Annotated in this window: 21 protein-coding genes; 7 read left to right on the forward strand and 14 right to left on the reverse strand. The window is 61.2% G+C overall.

Features of this window, described 5'->3' with window-relative positions; genetic code table 11:
• The first annotated feature begins 92 nt into the window (after positions 1–92).
• The 5 genes from leuS to M5B97_RS21325 all read left to right on the forward strand — a co-directional run bounded on the left by leuS (position 93) and on the right by M5B97_RS21325 (position 6347).
• The gene (gene leuS / locus M5B97_RS21305; protein ID WP_123717424.1) at positions 93–2699 is read left to right on the forward strand and encodes a leucine--tRNA ligase; all 2607 of its coding nucleotides are present in this window, start codon (positions 93–95) and stop codon (positions 2697–2699) included.
• A gap of 88 nt (positions 2700–2787) precedes the next feature.
• The gene (gene lptE, locus M5B97_RS21310; RefSeq protein ID WP_123717423.1) at positions 2788–3393 is read left to right on the forward strand and encodes an LPS assembly lipoprotein LptE; all 606 of its coding nucleotides are present in this window, start codon (positions 2788–2790) and stop codon (positions 3391–3393) included.
• A 39-nt stretch (positions 3394–3432) separates the two neighbouring features.
• The gene (gene holA, locus M5B97_RS21315) at positions 3433–4470 is read left to right on the forward strand and encodes a DNA polymerase III subunit delta (protein WP_248732594.1); all 1038 of its coding nucleotides are present in this window, start codon (positions 3433–3435) and stop codon (positions 4468–4470) included.
• Between the two features lie 325 nt (positions 4471–4795).
• Positions 4796–4960, forward strand: a complete 165-nt coding sequence (arfA, locus tag M5B97_RS21320; RefSeq protein WP_003176285.1) for an alternative ribosome rescue factor ArfA — start codon at positions 4796–4798, stop codon at positions 4958–4960.
• 61 nt (positions 4961–5021) lie between these two features.
• Positions 5022–6347, forward strand: coding sequence for a lytic murein transglycosylase (locus M5B97_RS21325; RefSeq protein ID WP_248732595.1), 1326 nt, complete (start codon positions 5022–5024; stop codon positions 6345–6347).
• A 93-nt stretch (positions 6348–6440) separates the two neighbouring features.
• Here the strand turns inward: M5B97_RS21325 and M5B97_RS21330 are convergent, their stop codons facing one another.
• The 13 genes from M5B97_RS21330 to M5B97_RS21390 form a co-directional block, all read right to left on the reverse strand.
• Positions 6441–7373 (reverse strand): LD-carboxypeptidase, encoded by a 933-nt coding sequence (locus M5B97_RS21330; RefSeq protein ID WP_248732596.1) that lies wholly within the window; start codon positions 7371–7373, stop codon positions 6441–6443.
• Positions 7374–7522: 149 nt separating this feature from the next.
• Positions 7523–8524, reverse strand: coding sequence for a lipoyl synthase (gene lipA / locus M5B97_RS21335; RefSeq protein ID WP_161548486.1), 1002 nt, complete (start codon positions 8522–8524; stop codon positions 7523–7525).
• Between the two features lie 26 nt (positions 8525–8550).
• Positions 8551–9198 carry a lipoyl(octanoyl) transferase LipB gene (gene lipB / locus M5B97_RS21340; RefSeq protein WP_248732597.1) on the reverse strand — a complete coding sequence of 216 codons (648 nt, stop codon included), beginning with the start codon at positions 9196–9198 and terminating at the stop codon, positions 8551–8553.
• Positions 9198–9473, reverse strand: coding sequence for a DUF493 domain-containing protein (locus M5B97_RS21345; protein ID WP_090365645.1), 276 nt, complete (start codon positions 9471–9473; stop codon positions 9198–9200). The genes lipB and M5B97_RS21345 overlap by 1 nt, the downstream gene beginning before the upstream one ends.
• An 84-nt stretch (positions 9474–9557) precedes the next feature.
• On the reverse strand, positions 9558–10715 hold the full coding sequence (locus M5B97_RS21350; protein WP_134660537.1) for a D-alanyl-D-alanine carboxypeptidase family protein: 1158 nt from the start codon (positions 10713–10715) through the stop codon (positions 9558–9560).
• A 183-nt stretch (positions 10716–10898) separates the two neighbouring features.
• A complete protein-coding gene (locus tag M5B97_RS21355; RefSeq protein ID WP_123717417.1) occupies positions 10899–11900 on the reverse strand; it encodes a septal ring lytic transglycosylase RlpA family protein in 1002 nt (333 codons plus the stop codon).
• A complete protein-coding gene (gene mltB, locus M5B97_RS21360) occupies positions 11900–12910 on the reverse strand; it encodes a lytic murein transglycosylase B (RefSeq protein ID WP_123717416.1) in 1011 nt (336 codons plus the stop codon). The genes M5B97_RS21355 and mltB overlap by 1 nt, the downstream gene beginning before the upstream one ends.
• Before the next feature lie 17 nt (positions 12911–12927).
• On the reverse strand, positions 12928–14031 hold the full coding sequence (rodA, locus tag M5B97_RS21365; RefSeq protein ID WP_167659698.1) for a rod shape-determining protein RodA: 1104 nt from the start codon (positions 14029–14031) through the stop codon (positions 12928–12930).
• A gap of 31 nt (positions 14032–14062) precedes the next feature.
• A complete protein-coding gene (gene mrdA, locus M5B97_RS21370) occupies positions 14063–15961 on the reverse strand; it encodes a penicillin-binding protein 2 (protein WP_134660535.1) in 1899 nt (632 codons plus the stop codon).
• A 15-nt stretch (positions 15962–15976) separates the two neighbouring features.
• Complete coding sequence (rlmH, locus tag M5B97_RS21375; protein WP_003176297.1) at positions 15977–16444, reverse strand: 23S rRNA (pseudouridine(1915)-N(3))-methyltransferase RlmH; 468 nt, start codon at positions 16442–16444, stop codon at positions 15977–15979.
• 9 nt (positions 16445–16453) lie between these two features.
• Positions 16454–16948 carry a ribosome silencing factor gene (gene rsfS / locus M5B97_RS21380; RefSeq protein ID WP_248732598.1) on the reverse strand — a complete coding sequence of 165 codons (495 nt, stop codon included), beginning with the start codon at positions 16946–16948 and terminating at the stop codon, positions 16454–16456.
• 69 nt (positions 16949–17017) lie between these two features.
• Positions 17018–17662 (reverse strand): nicotinate-nucleotide adenylyltransferase, encoded by a 645-nt coding sequence (gene nadD / locus M5B97_RS21385; protein WP_123717412.1) that lies wholly within the window; start codon positions 17660–17662, stop codon positions 17018–17020.
• Positions 17662–18927: a glutamate-5-semialdehyde dehydrogenase gene (locus M5B97_RS21390; protein WP_248732599.1), complete on the reverse strand. Its 1266-nt coding sequence runs from the start codon at positions 18925–18927 to the stop codon at positions 17662–17664. The genes nadD and M5B97_RS21390 overlap by 1 nt, the downstream gene beginning before the upstream one ends.
• A gap of 175 nt (positions 18928–19102) precedes the next feature.
• Here M5B97_RS21390 and M5B97_RS21395 point away from each other — a divergent pair, with 175 nt between their 5' ends.
• Both M5B97_RS21395 and M5B97_RS21400 read left to right on the forward strand, forming a co-directional pair.
• Positions 19103–19786 (forward strand): DNA-3-methyladenine glycosylase, encoded by a 684-nt coding sequence (locus M5B97_RS21395; protein WP_134660534.1) that lies wholly within the window; start codon positions 19103–19105, stop codon positions 19784–19786.
• A gap of 85 nt (positions 19787–19871) precedes the next feature.
• On the forward strand, positions 19872–21188 hold the full coding sequence (locus M5B97_RS21400; protein WP_248732600.1) for a bifunctional DedA family/phosphatase PAP2 family protein: 1317 nt from the start codon (positions 19872–19874) through the stop codon (positions 21186–21188).
• Here the strand turns inward: M5B97_RS21400 and M5B97_RS21405 are convergent.
• On the reverse strand, positions 21182–21775 hold the full coding sequence (locus tag M5B97_RS21405) for an LON peptidase substrate-binding domain-containing protein (RefSeq protein WP_123717408.1): 594 nt from the start codon (positions 21773–21775) through the stop codon (positions 21182–21184). The genes M5B97_RS21400 and M5B97_RS21405 overlap by 7 nt on opposite strands.
• Between the last annotated feature and the right edge of the window lie 19 nt (positions 21776–21794).

A 21794-nucleotide genomic window follows, 5' to 3' on the forward strand; every position in this document is an offset into this window, starting at 1 on the left:
TTTGGGCACGGACGCGCCGCTGTTTGGTGTCGATCAACCTGAATGTTGTACCGAAGAGGATTAGGCCACCCCTATTCAGTTCAAAAGTAGCCATGCACGAACAATATCAGCCCCGTGAAATAGAAAATGCCGCCCAAACCTTCTGGGACGAGCAGAAGTCCTTTGAAGTCAGTGAACAGCCAGGCAAGGAGACTTACTACTGCCTATCGATGTTCCCTTACCCCAGCGGCAAGCTACACATGGGGCACGTGCGCAACTACACCATCGGCGACGTCATTTCCCGCTACCAGCGCATGCTCGGCAAGAACGTCCTGCAACCCATGGGTTGGGATGCCTTCGGCATGCCGGCGGAAAACGCCGCGATGAAAAACAACGTGGCGCCCGCCAAGTGGACCTACGAAAACATCGCCTACATGAAGACCCAGCTGCGCAGCCTGGGCCTGGCAGTGGACTGGTCCCGCGAAGTGACCACCTGCAAGCCGGACTACTACCGCTGGGAACAATGGTTGTTTACGCGCCTGTTCGAAAAAGGCGTGATCTACCGCAAGAACGGCACCGTGAACTGGGACCCGATCGACCAGACCGTATTGGCCAACGAGCAGGTCATCGACGGTCGCGGCTGGCGTTCCGGCGCGCTGATCGAAAAGCGCGAAATCCCGATGTACTACTTCAAGATCACCGCCTACGCGGATGAACTGTTGTCGAGCCTCGACGACCTGCCGGGCTGGCCGGAGCAGGTCAAGACCATGCAGCGCAACTGGATCGGCAAATCCAAGGGCATGGAAGTGCAGTTCCCCTACAACGTCGATTCGATCGGCGAAGCGGGCGCACTGAAAGTCTTCACCACCCGTCCGGACACCCTGATGGGCGCAACCTACGTTGCCGTGGCCGCCGAACACCCGCTGGCCACCCAGGCCGCGCAGAACAACCCTGAGCTGCAAGCGTTCATCGCCGAATGCAAAGGCGGCAGCGTGGCCGAAGCCGACGTCGCCACCCAGGAGAAAAAAGGCCTGCCAACCGGCCTGTTCGTCGAACACCCGCTGACCGGCGAGAAGCTGCCGGTATGGGTCGCCAACTACGTGTTGATGCACTACGGTGATGGCGCAGTAATGGCTGTACCGGCCCACGACGAGCGCGATTTCGAGTTCGCCAACAAGTACAACTTGCCGATCAAATCCGTGGTGCGCACCAGCTCGGGCGACACCAACCCGGCCCCGTGGCAAGACGCCTACGGCGAGCACGGCACGCTGATCAACTCCGGTGAGTTCGATGGCCTGGATTTCCAAGGCGCTTTCGACGCCATCGAAGTTGCACTGATCAAGAAAAACCTCGGTGCCTCGCGTACCCAGTTCCGCCTGCGCGACTGGGGCATCAGCCGCCAGCGCTACTGGGGCTGCCCAATCCCGATCATCCACTGCGAAAGCTGCGGTGACGTGCCGGTGCCGGAAGACCAGTTGCCGGTGGTACTGCCGGAAGACGTGGTGCCGGATGGCGCCGGTTCGCCGCTGGCGCGCATGCCCGAGTTCTACGAATGTGCCTGCCCGAAATGCGGCCAGCCTGCCAAGCGTGAAACCGACACCATGGACACCTTCGTCGAGTCCTCGTGGTACTACGCCCGCTACGCCTCGCCGCATTATGAAGGCGGCCTGGTGGAAAAAGCTGCGGCCGACCATTGGTTGCCGGTGGACCAGTACATCGGCGGCATCGAACACGCCATTCTTCACCTGCTGTACGCGCGTTTCTTCCACAAGCTGATGCGCGACGAAGGCCTGGTGAGTTCCGATGAGCCATTCAAGAACCTGCTGACCCAAGGCATGGTGATCGCCGAGACTTACTATCGCCGCGAGGCCAATGGCGCCTACACCTGGTTCAACCCGGCGGATGTCGAGCTTGAGCGCGACAGCAAAGCCAAGGTCATCAGCGCCAAGTTGAAAGCCGACGGCCTGCCGGTGGAAATCGGTGGCACCGAGAAGATGGCCAAGTCGAAAAACAACGGCGTCGACCCACAGTCGATGATCGACCAGTTCGGTGCGGACACCTGCCGCCTGTTCATGATGTTCGCCTCGCCGCCCGACATGAGCGCCGAATGGTCCGACTCCGGCGTCGAAGGCTCGCACCGCTTCCTCAAGCGCGTCTGGCGCCTGGCGCACGCCCATGTCAGCCAAGGGCTGCCGGGCAAGCTGGACGTTGCCGCCTTGAGCGATGAGCAGAAAGCCATCCGCCGCAGCACCCACCTGGCCATCCGCCAAGCCAGCCAGGACGTGGGCCAGAACCACAAATTCAACACCGCCATCGCCCAGGTGATGACGCTGATGAACGTGCTGGAAAAAGCACCGCAAGCCACCGAACAGGACCGTGCGCTGATCCAGGAAGGCCTGGAAACCGTCACCCTGTTGCTGGCGCCGATCACGCCGCACATCAGCCACGAACTGTGGAGCCGCCTGGGCCACAGCGACGCGGTCATCGATGCACGCTGGCCAGTCCAGGACGACAGCGCCCTGGTACAGGACACGCTGCAACTGGTGATTCAGGTCAACGGTAAACTGCGTGGCCAGATCGACATGCCGGCCAGCGCTTCTCGCGAGGAAGTCGAAGCGGCAGCGCGCTGCAACGAAAACGTGCTGCGCTTTACCGAAGGGCTGACGATCCGCAAAGTGATCGTGGTGCCTGGCAAACTGGTCAATATCGTCGCTAGCTAATCGGATCGGGCGCGGGGCTTGAGCTCCGCGTCGAACAAAGCCTTCAGGGCCTCGATAAGGCCCATATGGTTTCAAGGGGAGCAACAAAATGATCAAACGCAACCTGCTGGTAATGGGCCTTGCCGTGCTGCTGAGCGCTTGCGGCTTCCAGCTGCGCGGTACCGGCACCAACGAGCTGACGCTCAAGGAACTCGACCTCAGCGCCCGCAACGCCTACGGCGAAACCGTCAAGCAACTGCGCCAGACCCTGGAAAACAGCGGCGTGCACGTCTACAACGGTGCGACCTACAAGCTGAACCTGATCGATGAGCAAGAAACCCAGCGCAACCTCAGCTACGCCAGTGCCGGTCGTGCGTCGGACATCGAGCTGAACACCAAAGTCGTGTATGAACTGCGTGGCCGCGATCAGTTGCCATTGATGGGCGATAAGGTGGAAGTGCAGAAGGTCGTCAGCCACGATGGCAACAACCTGGTGGGCTCGGACTCGGAAATCATCCAGGTGCGCAAGGAAATGCGTCGCGAGCTGATCCAGCGCCTGATGGTCCGCCTGCAACAGCTGACGCCGGAAAAACTCGCAGCCCTGCAACAGACGGCTGACAACAAGGCCAAGGCTGATGCCGACGCCCTGAAAGCCGCGCAAGAGTATGAAAACAACACGCCTAAACAGTCGCCTGTTGAAGTACCAGCCGAGTAAGCCATACGGGGCGCCCCAGGCGCCCCGTTCGCCCCGCCTATGAAACTCGCTCCCGCACAACTCGCCAAACATCTGCAGGGTGGGCTCGCGCCTGTCTACATTGTCAGTGGGGATGACCCGCTGCTGTGCCAGGAAGCCGCCGATGCCATTCGCGCGGCTGCGCGCCAACAGGGCTTCGATGAACGCCAGGTATTCAGTGCCGACGCCAGTTTCGACTGGGGTACGCTGCTGCAAGCCGGCGCGAGCATGTCGCTGTTCGCCGAAAAACGCCTGCTGGAACTGCGCCTGCCTTCGGGCAAACCCGGCGAAAAGGGCGCGGCCGCCTTGATGGAATACTGCTCACGCCCCGCCGAGGACACGGTCTTGCTGATCAGCCTGCCCAAGCTCGATGGCAGCGCGCAAAAGACCAAGTGGGGCAAGGCGTTGGTGGAAGGGGCACAGACCCAGTTCATCCAGATCTGGCCAGTAGACAGCAGCCAGTTACCGCAATGGATTCGTCAACGACTGACCCAATCGGGGCTGTCGGCCACACAAGACGCCGTCGAGCTGATCGCGGCCCGGGTCGAAGGCAACCTGCTTGCCGCCGCCCAGGAAATCGAAAAGCTCAAGCTGATGGCCGAAGATGGGCAGATCACGGTTGAAACCGTGCAAGGCGCGGTCGCTGACAGCGCTCGCTTCGACGTGTTCGGGCTGGTGGATGCGATCCTCAATGGTGAACCCGCCCACGCCCTGCGCATGCTCGAAGGGCTGCGCGGCGAGGGGGTAGAACCACCGGTGATCCTCTGGGCCCTGGCCCGGGAGTTGCGGGTGTTGGCCAATATTTCCCTGCAATACAGCCAGGGTACGCCCTTGGACAGAGCTTTCAGCCAGGCCCGGCCACCGGTCTGGGACAAACGCAAACCCCTGATGAGCAAAGCCCTGCAGCGGCACTCGGCGCAGCGCTGGGCGCAGCTTCTGCTGGAGGCGCAACGCATCGATGCGCAGATCAAGGGCCAGGCGGCAGGTTCGCCCTGGATGAGCCTGAGCCGATTGTCATTGCTGATGGCTGGCCAGCGCCTGGCATTGCCGGCTGAATAACCCGCCTTTCAAAAGCCCCCCAAACTCCCGATGCCAGTCAGTTAAGAAGGAGAAAGGCCAAAAAGTAACCTGTGGCGAGGGAGCTTGCTCCCGCTGGGTCGCGAAGCGGCCCCAGCTTTGGGCTTGAAAAGACTGGGCCTGCTACGCAGCCCAACGGGAGCAAGCTCCCTCGCCACAGGTTACTCGTTGTCCGCTCTATCGCTTAACTGACTGGCATTACCCCAAACTCCACATTTTGATCGTGCTTACAATTACAGGCTTTACAGCCGCCTGGCTTCGGCAGATGATTTGGCCCGCTCCAGCCCACCTATCGAGAACCATCATCATGAGCAAAAAGCCATCTAAGCATGGCCCCAACAAGGCCAAATCCATCATCGCCCAGCCACTGTTCCGCAGCCGTCAGGAACGCGCCGGCAAGGGCAAAGGCAGTTACCGCCGCGAAGCCTTCCAGTCTAATAGCTGGGAGGCTTCTTACTTTCTGGCAGCCTGAAGGCAAGCGCCCCTCCGGCATGATAAGGTCTGCACCTGATCTGTAATTCCTGGACCTGTGCATGCCCTCTAGTCTTTCCCGTCGTTGGCACCTTCGCCAATTGATCGCTGCCTCCAGCCTCATCCTGCTTGTCGCCTGCGCGGAGAAACCTACCGCTGCAGATGCCCAGCCTCTGCCTAAACTGCAAGCCGCGCCGGCCGTAGCGCCCGCTGTGGTTGCCCCATTGGCGGTGGACAATCTCGATATCCAGCCGACACAAACCTTTGCCGAGTGGATGGCCGGGTTTCGCGCTGAAGCACTGAAGGCCGGTATCACGCCAGCTGTGTTCGATAACGCCTTTGCCGGGGTCACTCCCGATATGGCGGTAATCCGCGCTGACCGTAGCCAGCCGGAATTTTCCCGCCCAGTGTGGGAATACCTCGACGGCGCACTGTCGCCGCTGCGTGTGCGCAACGGCCAGGCCTTGCTGATCAAATACGCCGACATCCTGCAACGCATCGAGGAGCGTTATGGCGTTGATCGCCAAGCGCTGGTCTCCGTATGGGGTATGGAAAGCAACTTCGGCCAGTTCCAAGGCAACAATTCGGTGATTCGCTCCCTGGCGACCCTGGCCTACGAAGGCCGCCGCCCGGCGTTCGCCCAGGCCCAACTGCTGGCGGCGCTGCAAATCATCCAGCATGGCGATATCGCCGCCGACCAGATGAAAGGCTCCTGGGCCGGCGCCATGGGCCAGACCCAGTTCATCCCGACCACCTACAACACCCACGCGGTCGACTTCGACGGCGACGGTCGCCGCGACATCTGGAACAGCCCGGCCGACGCCCTCGCCTCCACCGCGCATTACCTGCAAAGCTCCGGCTGGCAGCGCGGCCAGCCGTGGGGCTTTGAAGTACAGCAATTACCAGCCAACTTCGACTACGCCCTGGCCGATGGCGGTATCCGCAAGACCGTCGCCGAATGGATGAGGCTGGGAATCCAGCTACCGGCCGGCAGCAGCATGCCGCCCAATGTCGACCAACTCTCCGCCGCCCTGCTACTGCCGGCCGGTTACCGAGGCCCGGCATTCCTGGTGCTGGATAACTTCCGGGCGATCCTCAAGTACAACAACTCTTCGTCCTACGCGTTGGCGGTGGGCCTGTTGTCGCAGCGGTTTACCGGCGCGGGTGTGATCCGCGGAAACTGGCCGAAGGATGAGCTGCCGCTGAGCCGCTCCCAGCGTATTGACCTGCAGACCGTGCTCAGCGCCAAGGGTTATGACGCGGGCAATGCCGATGGGATTATCGGCGCGAATACGCGCAAGGCGATTCGGGCGGCGCAGCAATCATTGGGCTGGCCGGCGGATGGGTATCCGACAGTTAAGTTGCTGGAGTCATTGCAGAGCCGGTGAATCGGCTTTGAAGGCTATCGTAGCGCAGAGCAAGCCCTTTCCAGCGTGGGAGGGGGCCTGCTCCCGACAGTGGTTCGGCAGACGCCATCAAACTCAGGGCTTAAACACCACATCCTGCTCCAGCACCAGCCGCTGCTCCCCCGCATCCAACCGCACCCATGCGCCCATCGGCAGGGTCAGGTTCGGATCGCAATGCCCACTGCGCCAGCCGGACAACACCGGAATGCACAGCGGCTCGAAGGTCTGCTTTAGCAGCCGCTCCAACGCCGCTGGATCCACCCCCGCGACATCCCCCACCAGCACACCGGCGATTTGCGCCAACTTGCCCGCCAGGCGCAAATGGGTCAGCAGTCGGTCGATTCGATAGATGGGTTCGTTGACGTCTTCGATCAGCAGGATGATGCCTTTCGCATCAATTTCGAAAGCAGTGCCCATCACGGCCGCAATCATCGACAGGTTACCGCCCAACAAGCGCCCACAGGCAATGCCAGGCGAGATCGTGGTCAACGGGTAGGCCACCGGGTGTGCCAGCACGCTGCCGGCGCTCAGCTGGCCCCGCAGCATTTTGAACAATGACGACTCGGTAGGCTGCTGCTTCTCACCCAGCAAGTCGGCATTGAACAGCGGACCATGGAACGTCACAAAACCCGCGTAGCGATTGATCGCCAAGTGCACAGCGGTGATGTCACTGTAGCCGACGAAAGGCTTCGGATTGGCGCGCAGCAGGTCGAAGTCCAGGCGATCCAACAGCCGTGGCGTGCCATAGCCACCGCGCAGGCAGAGGATGGCATCGATTTCAGGGTCGGCGAAGGCTGCGTGCAGGTCATTGAGGCGCACCTCATCACTGCCGGCCAGGTAGCCCTCGCGCTCATACACACCAGGAAAAATCCGCAGGCTATAGCCGCGGGCACGCACCCATTGCTCGGCTTTTGCCACGTCCAGCGCGGCAGGCCCGGCAGGAGCGATCAGGCCAATGACGCCTTCGGCACGTAATGCAGGTACGGCGGCTGCGTGTTGAGTGGCCATCCATTGATCCCCTATAGAACGCTGAACGAAATGTGGGAGGACGCCTGTTCCCGATAGCGTTGATCAGCCAGCACCTGCATCGACTGACAACCCGCAACCGAGGGCAAGCCCCCTCCCACATCGAATCCGCTATGTAACGCAGATCTGTATTACGAAACCAGGCTCGCCTTGACCAGTTTGGCCTGCTCATCAGCATGGTACGAGGAACGTACCAGCGGGCCGGAAGCCACGTTCTTGAAGCCCATCTTGTAGCCTTCCTCGGCGAACCAGGCGAAGGTGTCCGGGTGCACGAAACGCTGTACCGGCAAATGGCTGCGCGACGGTTGCAGGTACTGGCCCAGGGTCAGCATGTCGATGTCGTGCTCGCGCATGCGCTTCATGACTTCGATCACTTCTTCGTCAGTCTCGCCCAAGCCCAGCATCAGGCCGGATTTGGTCGGAATGTGCGGCATCATCTGCTTGAATTTCTGCAGCAGTGTCAGCGACCACTGGTAATCCGAACCTGGACGTGCGGCCTTGTACAGGCGTGGCACGGTTTCCAGGTTGTGGTTGAACACATCCGGCGGCTCGGCAGCGGTGATTTCCAGCGCTACGTCCATACGCCCACGGTAGTCGGGCACCAGGGTTTCAAGCATCACATTCGGCGACAGCTTGCGGATTTCACGAATGCAGTCGGCAAAGTGCTGGGCACCGCCGTCGCGCAAGTCGTCACGGTCTACCGAGGTGATTACCACGTACTTGAGGCGCAGGTCGGCGATGGCGATGGCCAGGCTTTCCGGCTCGTTGACGTCCAATGGCTTCGGCCGGCCATGACCGACGTCGCAGAACGGGCAACGACGGGTGCAGATGTCACCCATGATCATGAAGGTGGCGGTGCCGCCGGAGAAGCACTCGCCCAGGTTCGGGCAGGAGGCCTCTTCGCACACGCTGTGCAGCTTGTGTTTGCGCAGCAGGGACTTGATACGGTCGACTTCCGGCGAAACCGGGATGCGTACGCGAATCCAGTCAGGCTTCTTCGGCAGTTCGGTGGTCGGAATGATCTTCACCGGGATGCGTGCAACCTTCTCGGCGCCGCGCAGCTTGACGCCGGCTTCCACCTTGGCACGCGGGGCCGGGGCCGGACGTTCGGTAACGTCCACCGTCGGGATCATGGTTTGCACTGCATCAGTAGTCATAATCAGTCGATTCCGCCCGTAAGGGTCGTCTGCTCAGCATAGTCGAGGTGTTTGACGAGCTGCGCACGCAGCCGGGCACTTACCTCGGCAAATTTAATCGGTGTGGCATGCTCGCTCAATTGGGTCATGGCCAGCCCGGCGTAACCGCACGGGTTGATCCGGCGAAACGGCGCCAGGTCCATGTCCACGTTCAGGGCCAAGCCATGAAAGGAACACCCATGACGGATACGCAACCCCAGGGAGGCGATTTTCGCGCCCGCCACGTACACTCCGGGCGCATCGGGCTTGGCCGCGGCAGTCACGCCGTAGCTGGCGAGCAGCTCGATCAGGCAAGCCTCCATGCGGGTGACCAGATCGCGCACGCCGAAACCCAGCTTGCGTACATCCAGCAACAGGTAAGCCACCAGTTGACCAGGCCCATGGTAAGTCACTTGGCCACCTCGGTCGACCTGCACCACCGGAATATCACCCGGCAGCAGCAGATGTTCGGCCTTGCCGGCCTGGCCCTGGGTGAACACCGGCGGGTGTTCCACCAGCCAGACTTCGTCGGGAGCCGAGGTGCCGCGCTCGTTGGTGAAGCGCTGCATGGCATGCCAGACGGGCTCGTAGTCCATCCGGCCGAGCTCGCGAAAGCCCAGGACCTGCGGCATCACAGCACCATGTGTACGAAGCCGGTGGCCCGCAGTTCGCTGTTGATGTTGTAGAGCTGGTCCTGATCCGTCGCAACGATGTGCAATTGGATCGTGGTGTACTTACCGTTGGTGCTCGAACGCTCGTCCACCCGGTTGTCGTTGATCGTCGCGTGTTTGCGCACGATCTCGAGAATTTTGTCTTTATTGCCTACACCGGTATCGCTGATCACTTTGACTGGATAATCAGTCACTGGGAATTCGATCTTTGGCGCCTTTACTTCTTTATCGGTCATGGCGTAACGGCCTCGTAAGCGTAAGCCGTGGCGACGGGCAAGGCCCCGTGTCGGATCAACACGGGGCCTTGCAGGTGCACACTATCAGTTGAACAAGCTGTAGAAGAATAGACGGATGCTATCCCACACGCGGCGGAAGATACCACCTTCGTCGACGCCATCCAGCGCGATCAAGTCGGCGCTGTGCACCACTTTATCGTCCAGCTTCACTTCGACCTTACCGATCACGTCGCCCTTGGCGATTGGCGCAACCAGATGCGGGTTCATGGTCATGCTGGCAGCGAGCTTTTTCAGCTGGCCTTTAGGCATGGTCAGGGTCAGGTCTTCAGCCAGCCCGGCCTTGACCTGCGAGGTTGCGCCTTTCCACACCGGCGCAGTCGCCAGCTCGGCACCCTTCTTGTAGAAGGTCTGGGTCTCGAAGAAACGGAAGCCGTAAGTCAGCAGTTTTTGCGTCTCGGCCGCACGGGCCTGCTCGCTGTTGGTGCCGAAGACCACGGCGATCAGGCGCTGGCCATCACGCACAGCGGACGACACCATGCAGTAGCCGGCTTCTTCGGTGTGGCCGGTTTTCAGACCATCAACGGTCTTGTCACGCCACAGCAACAGGTTGCGGTTAGGCTGCTTGATGTTGTTCCAGAAGAATTCTTTCTGGGAGTAGATCGCGTAGTGAACCGGGTCGACACGGATGATGGCGCGAGCCAGCACTGCCATGTCATGAGCCGACGAATAGTGCTCCGGATTCGGCAGACCGGTCGGGTTCATGAAGTGGCTGTTGGTCATGCCCAGATCGCCGGCGGTCTTGTTCATCAGGTCGGCGAATGCGTCTTCGCTGCCGGCGATGTGCTCGGACAGGGCGACGCTGGCGTCGTTGCCGGACTGGATGATGATGCCGTGCAACAGGTCACTCACGGTCACCTGCGAGCCAACCTTGATGAACATCCGCGAACCGCCGGTACGCCAGGCGTTTTCGCTGACGGTAACCGGGTCGTTCTCGCCGATCTGGCCGCGACGGATTTCCAGGGTCGCGATGTAAGCCGTCATCAGCTTGGTCAGGCTGGCCGGTGGCAGGCGCTGGTCACCGTTGTTCTCGACCAGCACGTTGCCGCTGGCGGCATCCATGAGGACCCAGGCCTTGGCGGCCAGTTGCGGGGAAGCCGGCACCATCTCAACCGCCCAGGCGGCCGGGGTGATGATCAGCGAAAGAAGCAGGCACGTGCGTTTGGCTAAGGTGGTGATGTTCATCCGTCTCTCGAAATTGCTTATAAAAACTTGCCCTCGCGGGCAAAACTATTCAGACAGCCCGCTTCCAGGCTGTCGCGTGTTCGGTTGCCCGCTCCCCCTTTGCCCCCGGGGTTTTATTGTTCAACGAGCCAAACAACCAGGGCTCAAACCCGCGCGCGGACCCAAGCCATCAATCCCTTACTTTTATTCTGCGGTGACCACGCTGGGTTGCCCCAGGTTGGCCAGACGCACGCTGTTCTGTACTTGCGCAACCTCGCTCGGCGAGCCGATCGGGCCCATGCGCACACGGTGCAGTGTCTGCTGGTTACGCACAATGGAGCTGATGAAAACCGGCGCCCTGACCATACCGCTGAGTTTCGACCTTAGCAGTTCCGCCGCATCCGGGTTGGCGAAAGCGCCCACTTGCAGGTACTGCCCGCCCGCCATCGAAGCGCCGGGCGCCGCATGCGGTACGACCACGGTATCCGGTGCGTGCTGCGCCGGCGGCGGCGTCCACTGTTCGATCTTGCCGGCCGAGGCAGTCACCTGCGGCTGTGGCGTCTGCGGTTCGTTGAGCATCAACGGCGCCGGCTTGCCACGCTGGGCCCAGTACTGCGCCGGGTCGATACCTTCGACTTTCACCCGCGCCGTGCCGGTTTCGGCGTAACCGAGTTTTTTCGCGGCAGCGTAGGACAGGTCGATGATCCGGTCGGAATAGAATGGCCCACGGTCATTGACCCGCAGGATCACCGTACGGTTGTTGTCCAGGTTGGTCACCCGCACATAGCTGGGCAGCGGCAAGGTCTTATGGGCCGCGCTCATGCCGTACAGGTCATAGACTTCGCCATTGGCCGTGTTCTGACCGTGGAACTTGGTGCCGTACCAGGACGCCGTACCGGTTTGCGAGTAGGTCTTGGAGTCCTGCAACGGGAAGTAGTTTTTACCCAGCACGGTATAGGGGTTGGCCTTGTACGGGCCGGTGTGCAGGGTTGGCGTGGCGTCCGGGATCTTCGAAACGTCGACGTCCCACCACGGCGCGCCGTCTTTGTGCGCGCGGTTGATGTCCAGGCCCGGCTGGGCGCGGACGATAGCACCACCCTTCTGCGCCGGAGCGCGACTGGTCGTGGATGAGCAACTGACAACCAGCAATGACAACGCGGCGAACGCCACCAGCTTGAGCGGTTTATTGAACGGCGGTACCCGCATTACTTGTTGCCCCGTGCTTGGACCAGCATGTCTGACAGCTGATGCACGGCCATGGCGTACATCACACTGCGGTTATAACGCGTGATTGCGTAGAAATTCTTCAGGCCCATCCAGTATTCCGGGCCATTTTCGCCTTCCAGGCGGAACGCCGTCACCGGCATATCATCGCGTGGCGCATTCTGACCCGACCAGCCCAGCGCCCGCAACTCCCCGACCGTCTTGGCGGGCTCGATGCCCTGGGTCAGGCCTTCGTCGGCGCGATCGCCGGTCACATCGGCGCGCACCACCACCGGCTCGCCGGCCACCCAGCCATGGCGCTTGAAGTAGCTGGCCACGCTGCCGATCGCGTCGTCGGGGTTGCTCCAGATATTGATGTGACCGTCGCCGTCGAAATCCACCGCATACGCACGGAAGCTGCTCGGCATGAACTGCGGCAACCCCATTGCACCGGCGTAGGAGCCCTTGAGGGTCAACGGGTCGACCTGTTCTTCGCGAGCCAGCAACAGGAATTCGCGCAATTCCTTACGGAAGAACTCGGCGCGTGGCGGGTAATCGAAGCCCAGGGTCGACAAGGCATCGATCACCCGGTAACTGCCGGTATTGCGCCCGTAAAAGGTTTCAATGCCGATGATCGCAACGATGACTTGAGCCGGCACACCGTATTCCTGCTCGGCACGGGCCAGCACGGCCTCATGCTGACGCCAGAAGTCCACACCACGAGCCACGCGGGCATCGGTGAGGAACATGGGACGATATTCCTTCCACTGCTTCACGCGTTCGGCGGGGCGCGAGATCGCGTCGAGGATCGCCTGCTTGCGCTGGGCCTCGCGAAACACGCCCATCAGCTGTTCGCCGGCGAAACCGTAGTCGCGGGTCATTTCACCGACAAATTCGGCGACCTGGGGTGAACCATCGTAGTCACCGGCCAGCGCCTCCTGCGTCGCGCCCAGCAGCCCAATCAGGCCCATCCAGGACGCGTGCCGAGTCGCCCAGCCGCGCATTACTTGCATTGACATCTTCACCTTATTCAAACCTGTGCGATCCACTTGCGATGCGTGTGAATCGACATCAAAACCCCAAACGCTGACAGCAATGTCACCAGCGAAGTTCCGCCGTAGCTAATGAATGGCAACGGCACCCCAACCACCGGCAGCAGGCCACTGACCATACCGATGTTGACAAAAACGTAAACAAAAAAAGTCATGGTCAGGCTGCCGGCCAGCAACTTGCCGAACAGCGTCTGCGCCTGGGCGGTAATCACCAGCCCGCGACCGATCAACAGCAAATAGATCAGCAACAGCGCGCAAATGCCCACCAGGCCGAACTCTTCGCCCATCACCGCAATAATGAAGTCGGTATGGCTTTCCGGCAAAAAGTCCAGGTGCGACTGGGTGCCCAGTAACCAACCCTTGCCAAATACTCCACCTGAGCCAATGGCCGCCTTGGACTGGATAATGTTCCAGCCAGTGCCCAACGGGTCGCTCTCCGGATCGAGGAACGTCAGGATCCGCTGCTTCTGGTAGTCGTGCATAAAGAAGAACCACATGGCCACGGCCACTGGGATGGCGGCGGCCAGTACGCTGAGAATCCAGCGCCAGCGCAGCCCACCCATGAACAGCACGAACGCACCGCCCGCGAGAATCAGCAGCGAGGTGCCCAGGTCAGGCTGGCGCACGATCAGGATAAACGGTACGCCGATCAGGATCAGACTGATGCCCACATGCTTGAGCTGCGGCGGCAAGGTGCGCTTGGACAGATACCAGGCGATGGTCGCCGGCATCAGGATCTTCATGAATTCCGACGGCTGGAAGCGAATCACCCCCGGAACGTTGATCCAGCGGGTCGCCCCCATGGCGTTGTGCCCCATCACATCCACCACCACCAGCAGCAACACACCGGCCACGTAGCCCAGCGGCACCCAACGCGCCATGAAGCGAGGCTCCAGTTGGGCAATCACCACCATCGACAACAGGCCCAGGCCGAATGAGGACGCTTGTTTGATCAGCAAATCCCAGTTCTTGCCGCTGGCCGAATACAGCACGAACAGGCTGCCGGCCGCCAGGGTCAGCAGCAGGATCAACAAAGGCCCATCGATGTGCATGCGCTGCAGCAACGTCGCACGGCGACGCATCACATCTTCACTGGAGAGGATGCGGTCAAAATTACTCTTCACGGGCCGTAACCTCGGGACTTGAAGGGGGGCCACCATATTCGGGCTTGAGCCTGCCATCGTCGGCCAACAACCAGGCGTCCATCACTTGGCGCACCACAGGCGCGGCAACGCCGGAGCCGGACTCACCGTTTTCGACCATCACGGCCACCACGATTTTCGGGTCGTCCGCCGGGGCGAAACCGACAAACAACGCGTGGTCACGGTGGCGTTCCTGGACCTTGGTGCGGTCGTATTTCTCGCCCTGCTTGATTGCCACCACCTGGGCCGTACCGCTTTTGCCGGCGATGCGGTATTGCGAGCCTACTGCCGCCTTGCGCGCGGTACCGCGGGCGCCGTGCATCACCTGCTGCATGCCGTGGTTGACCTTGGTCCAGTCGGAGGGGTCGCGCAGCACGATATCGGGGATCGGGTTTTCATCCACTGGCTTTTCGCCTTCGATGGTCCTGGCCAGGTGCGGGCGGTTCCAGATGCCTTTGTTGGCCACCAGCGCCGTAGCCTGGGCCAGTTGCAATGGCGTAGCCTGCATATAACCCTGGCCGATGCCGAGGATCAGGGTTTCGCCCGGGAACCAGGCCTGGCGACGGGTCGCCCGCTTCCATTCCCGCGACGGCATCAGGCCGGGAGACTCTTCGAACATGTCCAGGGAGACTTTCTGGCCAAGGCCGAACTTGCTCATGTAGGCGGACAAGCGATCGATCCCCAGCTTGTGGGCCAGGTCGTAAAAATAAGTGTCGTTGGAACGCATGATCGCAGTGTCCAAATCGACATAGCCGTCCCCGGTGCGGTTCCAGTTACGGTATTTGTGATCGTAGTTGGGCAGCATGTAGTAGCCGGGGTCGTACACACGGCTAGACGCCGTCACCACACCGGCGTCCAGGCCGGCAATCGCCACTGCCGGCTTGATCGTCGAACCCGGCGGATACAGGCCGCGGAGCACGCGGTTGAACAGCGGCCGGTCGATGGAGTCCCGCAACTCGGCGTAGGCTTTGAAGCTGATACCGGTAACAAACAGGTTGGGGTCAAAGCTTGGCTGACTGACCATCGCCAGTACTTCGCCAGTCTTCGGGTCCAGCGCGACCACGGCGCCACGACGGCCACCCAGCGCCATCTCTGCCGCTTCCTGCAGCTTGATATCCAGGCTCAACACAATGTCTTTGCCCGGCACCGGATCGGTACGCTTGAGCACACGCAGCACGCGGCCTCGGGCGTTGGTCTCGACTTCCTCGTAACCCACCTGGCCGTGCAACTCAGGCTCGTAGAAACGCTCGATGCCGGTTTTGCCGATATGGTGAGTGCCGCTGTAATTGACCGGGTCGAGGGTTTTCAGCTCTTTCTCGTTGATCCGTCCCATATAGCCGACGGAGTGGGCAAAGTGCGGCCCTTGCGGGTAATGCCGCACCAACTGCGCCACCACTTCCACACCGGGCAGGCGGAACTGGTTCACCGCGATCCGTGCGATCTGCTCTTCGGTCAGCTCAAACAGGATCGGCACCGGTTCGAATGGTCGGCGCCCCTGTTTCATGCGCTTCTCGAAAATCACCCGGTCTTCCGGCGTCAGTTGCAGCACCTCGACGATCACATCGAGGATTTGCTGCCAGTCGCCGGAACGTTCGCGGGTCATGCTCAGGCTGAAGCTGGGCCGGTTATCTGCCACCACCACGCCATTACGGTCGAAAATCAGGCCACGGGTCGGCGGGATCGGCTGCACATGCACCCGGTTGTTCTCCGACAACGTGGAGTGATAGTCGTACTGGATCACCTGCAGGAAATACAGGCGCGCGATCAGCACACCCAGCAGGGTCACCACCAGAATCGCACCAAACACCACTCGCGCGCGTACCAGACGTGCGTCTTTCTCGTGGTCCTTGATGCGGATCGGCTGAGTCATCGGGAGGGGCGCAGATTATTTGTGGTAAGGGTGCCCGGACAGAACTGTCCAGGCGCGATACAGCTGTTCACCGATCAGAATCCTTACCAACGGGTGCGGCAACGTCAACGCCGACAGCGACCAGCGCTGATCGGCCCGCGCACAGACTTCCGGAGCCAGCCCTTCGGGACCGCCGACCATGAAGTTGACGGTGCGCGAGTCCAGGCGCCAGCGATCCAGCTCCACCGCCAACTGCTCGGTGCTCCAGGGTTTGCCGTGCACTTCGAGGGTGACGATGCGCTCGTTGGGGCCGACCTTGGCCAACATGGCTTCGCCTTCCTGACGGATAAAGCGAGCCACGTCGGCATTTTTGCCCCGGGTGTTGAGCGGTATTTCCACCAGTTCCAGCGACAGCTCAGCAGGCAGACGCTTGGCATACTCGTGCCAGCCTTCTTCCACCCACTTGGGCATGCGTGAACCGACAGCGATCAGACGCAGGCGCACAGCCGTTCCTTATTCCTGGTCTTTGTTGAGCTTGTCGAAGTGTGCGTGGCCCACTTCCGGGCTGTGGTGCTTGCCATCGACGGCGCGGCTTTGCTCGGCACCTTTCCACAGACGCTCCAGGTCGTAGAACTGGCGGGCGTTGCTGGTCATCATGTGCACGATCACGGTGTCCAGGTCAGCCAGCACCCAGTCACTGTCGCCCTTGCCTTCTTCACCCAGCGGCTTCACGCCCTGGGCTTTGACGGCTTCGCGTACCTTGTCCAGCATCGCGCCGATCTGGCGGTTGGAAGTACCGGTGGCGATGATCATGAAGTCGGTGATGCTTTGCTTGTCGCGTACGTCCAGCACCTGGATATCCTGGGCTTTCACGTCTTCCAGGGCGGCCACGGCCAGCGCTACCAGCGCTTCGCCTTCAGGAATCGGGCCTACCTGGGCCTCTTCCGGCAGCGGGGCGCTCTTGAAGGTGCCTTTGCGCTTAACTTTGCTTACGTCTTTGTTCGTCATATAAAACTCGTTTTGCTCGTATGTTCGGGCGCTTGCTGCACGACTGTTCGTACGTTCAAGCGCGCCTTTTCAGTTCGACGCACGGTAAAGCCCGTGCGCATCGATGTAGGCCAGGACCGCGTCAGGCACCAGGAAACGTACCGACTTCCCGCTGGCCAGCAGTTGACGGATCTGGGTGGCGGACACCGCAAGCGGGGTCTGCCAGACGAATGCAATATTCCCGTTCGGCCCGGTCAGGGCCGAGGGGTCACTTACCGACCGCGCGGCCAGCAGGTTGCGCAAGGCATCCGGCGGTTCGCTGTCGGCATCCGGGCGTTGCAAAACCAGGATGTGGCAATGCTGGAGGAGTTCCTCCCAGCGATGCCAAGAGGGCAGGCCGCAAAATGCGTCCCAGCCCAAAAGCAGAAACAACTGGTCATCTGCGGCCAACTCGGCGCGCATCAACTCCAGAGTGTCCACAGTGTAGGACGGTTTATCGCGCTTGAGCTCGCGGTCGTCCATCACCAGAGGCGCAATGCCATCCACCGCCAGGCGCACCATTTCCAGGCGCTGCTGCGGTGACACCTGCGGCGTATCGCGATGAGGCGGCCGTGCGTTGGGCATCATGCGCAGCTCATCCAGCGCGAGGGCATCCGCCACTTCCAGGGCACTGCGCAAATGGCCGATGTGCACGGGGTCGAAGGTGCCGCCGAGCAGCCCGATGCGTTTAGCCATCAAGTGCGCACATGACCGTCACCAAACACCACGTACTTCTCACTGGTCAAGCCTTCCAGCCCGACCGGGCCGCGTGCATGGAGCTTGTCGGTGGAAATACCGATCTCCGCCCCCAGGCCATACTCGAAACCGTCGGCAAAACGCGTCGAGGCGTTGATCATCACTGAAGCGGAATCCACTTCGTTGAGGAAACGCCGGGCATCGCTGAAATGCTCGGAAACAATGGCGTCGGTGTGCTTGGAGCCGTAGGTGTTGATGTGTTCGATGGCCTCGTCCAGGTCGTCGACCAGCTTGATCGACAGGATCGGCGCAGTGTATTCGGTGTACCAGTCCAGCTCGGTGGCTTCGATCACGTCCGCGCCCAGCAGCGCACGGGTGCGTTCGCAACCGCGCAGTTCCACGCCCTTGTCGCGGTAGATGGCCGCCAGCGGTGGCAACACACGCTCGGCAATGCCTGCGTGTACGAGCAGGGTTTCCATGGTGTTGCACGGCGCGTAGCGATGAGTCTTGGCGTTGTCGGCAATGCGGATGGCCTTGTCGATATCGGCAGCGATGTCGATATAAACGTGGCACACGCCGTCCAGGTGCTTGATCACCGGCACCTTGGCATCACGGCTGACACGCTCGATCAGGCTCTTGCCACCGCGCGGCACGATCACGTCGACGAATTCCGGCATGGTGATCAGCGCACCAACGGCAGCGCGGTCGGTGGTTTCCACCACTTGCACCACTTCGGCCGGCAACTCGGCCACTGCCAGGCCTTGCTGAATGCAAGCGGCGATGGCGCGGTTGGAATTGATTGCCTCGGAACCGCCACGCAGGATGGTGGCATTGCCGGACTTGAGGCACAGGCTCGCGGCGTCGATGGTCACGTTCGGGCGCGACTCATAAATGATGCCGATCACGCCCAATGGCACACGCATCTTGCCCACCTGGATGCCGGACGGCAGGTAACGCATATCGCGGATTTCACCGATGGGGTCAGGCAGCTTGGCCACCTGACGCAGGCCTTCGATCATGTCGTCGATACGCGCCGGGGTCAGCGCCAGGCGGTCCAGCAGGGCCGGCTCCAGGCCATTGGCGCGGCCGTTGGCCAGGTCCAGCTCGTTGGCGACGGCAAGCTCGGAGCGCGAGGCATCCAGAGCATCGGCGGCGGCCAACAGGGCGCGATTCTTCTGCGCGGTGCTCGCACGGGCGATCAATCGCGAGGCCTGACGGGCAGCGCGACCCAGGCGGGTCATGTAGTCAAGAACGGACTCAGTCATGGTCAGGGAGTCTTGGCAGGGAGGAAAGCGGCAGATTATAGCTGTGACGCCGCCCGACTGACAGCGGTGAGGGGCGGATGGTCGAAATGAACTGTAAAAATCTGGGGTTCAGCGGTAATTAAGGCAGGAGTTGTTATGATTCCGTCACATTTAGCCGTATCAACCTCTTACTGCCATGTCTATTTTTTTACCTGAACGCCCCTCAAGTGCCCTGCCCGATGGCTTCTTCGACCGCGACGCGCAACTGCTTGCACGAGATTTACTCGGAAAAGTCATACGTCATCGCGTCGGCGATCTCTGGCTTTCAGCGCGAATTATTGAAACCGAAGCCTATTACGTGGCCGAAAAGGGCAGCCACGCGTCACTCGGCTACACAGAAAAGCGTAAGGCTTTGTTTCTGGATGGTGGCCATATCTATATGTACTACGCCCGTGGTGGCGACTCGCTCAACTTCAGCGCCAAGGGCCCGGGCAATGCCGTACTGATCAAGTCCGCCTATCCGTGGGTAGACGACGTGTCCGGCCCGGCGAGTCTGGCGCAGATGCTCATGAACAATCCGGACGCCAACGGCAACCCGCGCCCATCGCAGAAGCTGTGCGCCGGCCAGACCCTGCTGTGCAAAGCCTTGGGCCTGAAAGTGCCGATGTGGGATGCCAAACGTTTCGACCACGCGTCGCTCTATGTGGAAGACGTAGGCCAGACGCCGACGCGCATCATCCAGACCACCCGCCTGGGTATCCCCAGCGGACGCGATGAACACCTGATGTACCGCTTTGTCGATGCCGACTACGCGCCTTATTGCACGCGGAACCCCTTGCGCCGAGGCCAGGTCGAAGGCCGCGATTATTTTTTGTTGTGAGCACGGTCGCCGCAACACAGGGAAACCCACAGTTTGAATTTTAGTGGTGCTGATTACGCATTAGCATGAGAGAGGGTGAGGATTTATGAGCCAATGGCTCGATAGCATTACCGGCTGGCTGACCCTGAACCCCGAATGGCTGGCAGTGGCGGTATTTATCGTCGCCTGCGTGGAGTGCCTGGCCATTGCCGGGCTGATCGTACCGGGCACCGTGTTGCTGTTTGCGATTGCCGCGCTGGCCGGCAGCGGCGCACTGTCCTTGAGTGAAACCCTCCTGCTGGGCTTCCTCGGCGGCTTATTGGGTGACGGGGTTTCCTACTATCTGGGGCGACACTTCCATCAGAATATTCGGCGCCTGCCCGGCCTGCGTCACCATCCGGAATGGATGAACGGTGCAGAAACCTACTTCCATAAGTACGGCATTGCCAGCCTGCTGGTAGGACGTTTCATTGGTCCATTGCGCCCCATGCTGCCCATGGTGGCCGGTATGTGCGACATGCCCTTCCCACGGTTCGCCGCCGTGAGCATTGTGGCGGCGGCGGGCTGGTCGGTGGTTTACCTGTTGCCGGGCTGGGCGACCGGCGCAGCGTTCCGCCTGCCGCTGCCTGAAGGTTTCTGGCCGCAGGCCGGGGTTGTCGCAGCCTGCCTCGCGGTATTGCTGGGGGTGAGCTTGAATTGCAGCCTGCGCGGCCATCGCCGTGCCACCCTCTGGATAGGCTGCGCCAGCCTGACGCTGTTGGTCGCACTGTTTATCGGCTACCCGCACCTCGCCGCATTCGATCAGGGCTTGAGTGCACTGGTGCAGGAGCACCGCAGCCCGTGGCTGGACGAGGCCATGGTGATGGTCACCCAACTGGGTGAGTTCAAGAAGATGTTCTTTGCCAGCGCGGTGTTCACCGCCTTGCTGCTACTGGCGCGGCAATGGCGCCATGCCATATTTGTCGGCGTTACATTGGCGGGGGCAGCGGTGATCAACACCGGCACCAAGTTGTTTTTCGCCCGTGGCCGCCCGGAAATCCTGACCGACCCGCTGACCAGTTTCAGCATGCCCAGCGGGCACGCCTCAGGTTCATTTGCGTTCTTCCTGGCCCTCGCCGTGCTGGCCGGTCGCGGCCAACCCACACGCCTGCGCATGACCTGGCTGCTGCTGGGCTGCATTCCCGCCGCTTTCATTGCTCTGTCACGGGTTTACCTGGGCGCTCATTGGCCAACGGACATTCTGGCCGGCACGCTGCTGGCGATGAGTGTTTGTGCCTTCAGCCTGACCGCCAGCCAATACCGCAGCCCGCTGCCACCCATGCCGCAAAAAACCTGGTGGTTGCTGTTGCCGGCCATCGTGGCGGTACTGAGTGTCATCGCGTTTACCGGTACCTCTAACGCCCTGCTGCGTTACGCCTACTGAGCGAAAAGTTCGCCCTGCAACTCGTCGAGCAACATCTGGATGGCATCCAGGCGTTGTTGCGGATCGTCGAGTTGCAGCAGGTCGACCTTATCCGCCTCGGTGAACGGCAGCAGGTAGGCCAGTTGATTGCCCAGGGCCTGCTGGCCGTCGGCGTGGGTGCCCATGTCCAGCGAAGCGACCATCGGGTGTTCGGCCAAGGCATACAACAGCGCCAGCAGGTCTGCGTCCTCTTCTTCCAGCGCCTGGTCCGGCAGTTCTTCCAACCATTGCACGTCGGCCACCAGCAACTGGTCCTTCTGCACACCGGCATCCCGCACGCGAAAACGCCGCCCGCCTTCGACACGAATGCCCAGCAGGCCGTTGTCCTGCTGCTTGAAGTCACGGATCAACGCTTCACAGCCGATCAACGCGTAACCGTCGGGAGCCAGGCCCACCTCCTTACCGTCGAGGATGCACACCACACCGAAGCTTTCGCCCTTTTTCATGCAGCGGCTGATCATGTCCAGGTAGCGCGCCTCGAACAGCTGCAGATCGAGGGTACAGCCAGGGAACAGCACGGTATTGAGCGGGAACAGCGCCAGACTCATAAAGGTTTCCTTAACCCTG

The sequence above is a fragment of the Pseudomonas sp. MWU13-2517 genome (assembly GCF_023242545.1).
In the GTDB taxonomy this organism is placed as follows: Bacteria; Pseudomonadota; Gammaproteobacteria; order Pseudomonadales; family Pseudomonadaceae; genus Aquipseudomonas.

Excerpts from the sequence above, each read along its gene's own strand:
- lipB (WP_248732597.1), bottom strand. The coding sequence starts at position 9,198 with ATGCCGCAGGTCCTGGGCTTTCGCGAGCTCGGCCGGATGGACTACGAG.
- leuS (WP_123717424.1), top strand. The coding sequence starts at position 93 with ATGCACGAACAATATCAGCCCCGTGAAATAGAAAATGCCGCCCAAACC.
- holA (WP_248732594.1), top strand. The coding sequence starts at position 3,433 with ATGAAACTCGCTCCCGCACAACTCGCCAAACATCTGCAGGGTGGGCTC.
- arfA (WP_003176285.1), top strand. The coding sequence starts at position 4,796 with ATGAGCAAAAAGCCATCTAAGCATGGCCCCAACAAGGCCAAATCCATC.
- M5B97_RS21345 (WP_090365645.1), bottom strand. The coding sequence starts at position 9,473 with ATGACCGATAAAGAAGTAAAGGCGCCAAAGATCGAATTCCCAGTGACT.
- M5B97_RS21390 (WP_248732599.1), bottom strand. The coding sequence starts at position 18,927 with ATGACTGAGTCCGTTCTTGACTACATGACCCGCCTGGGTCGCGCTGCC.
- rodA (WP_167659698.1), bottom strand. The coding sequence starts at position 14,031 with ATGCGTCGCCGTGCGACGTTGCTGCAGCGCATGCACATCGATGGGCCT.
- M5B97_RS21400 (WP_248732600.1), top strand. The coding sequence starts at position 19,872 with ATGAGCCAATGGCTCGATAGCATTACCGGCTGGCTGACCCTGAACCCC.
- lptE (WP_123717423.1), top strand. The coding sequence starts at position 2,788 with ATGATCAAACGCAACCTGCTGGTAATGGGCCTTGCCGTGCTGCTGAGC.
- M5B97_RS21405 (WP_123717408.1), bottom strand. The coding sequence starts at position 21,775 with ATGAGTCTGGCGCTGTTCCCGCTCAATACCGTGCTGTTCCCTGGCTGT.
- lipA (WP_161548486.1), bottom strand. The coding sequence starts at position 8,524 with ATGATCCCGACGGTGGACGTTACCGAACGTCCGGCCCCGGCCCCGCGT.
- M5B97_RS21330 (WP_248732596.1), bottom strand. The coding sequence starts at position 7,373 with ATGGCCACTCAACACGCAGCCGCCGTACCTGCATTACGTGCCGAAGGC.
- M5B97_RS21355 (WP_123717417.1), bottom strand. The coding sequence starts at position 11,900 with ATGCGGGTACCGCCGTTCAATAAACCGCTCAAGCTGGTGGCGTTCGCC.
- mltB (WP_123717416.1), bottom strand. The coding sequence starts at position 12,910 with ATGCAAGTAATGCGCGGCTGGGCGACTCGGCACGCGTCCTGGATGGGC.
- mrdA (WP_134660535.1), bottom strand. The coding sequence starts at position 15,961 with ATGACTCAGCCGATCCGCATCAAGGACCACGAGAAAGACGCACGTCTG.
- rsfS (WP_248732598.1), bottom strand. The coding sequence starts at position 16,948 with ATGACGAACAAAGACGTAAGCAAAGTTAAGCGCAAAGGCACCTTCAAG.
- M5B97_RS21325 (WP_248732595.1), top strand. The coding sequence starts at position 5,022 with ATGCCCTCTAGTCTTTCCCGTCGTTGGCACCTTCGCCAATTGATCGCT.
- nadD (WP_123717412.1), bottom strand. The coding sequence starts at position 17,662 with ATGGCTAAACGCATCGGGCTGCTCGGCGGCACCTTCGACCCCGTGCAC.
- M5B97_RS21350 (WP_134660537.1), bottom strand. The coding sequence starts at position 10,715 with ATGAACATCACCACCTTAGCCAAACGCACGTGCCTGCTTCTTTCGCTG.
- M5B97_RS21395 (WP_134660534.1), top strand. The coding sequence starts at position 19,103 with ATGTCTATTTTTTTACCTGAACGCCCCTCAAGTGCCCTGCCCGATGGC.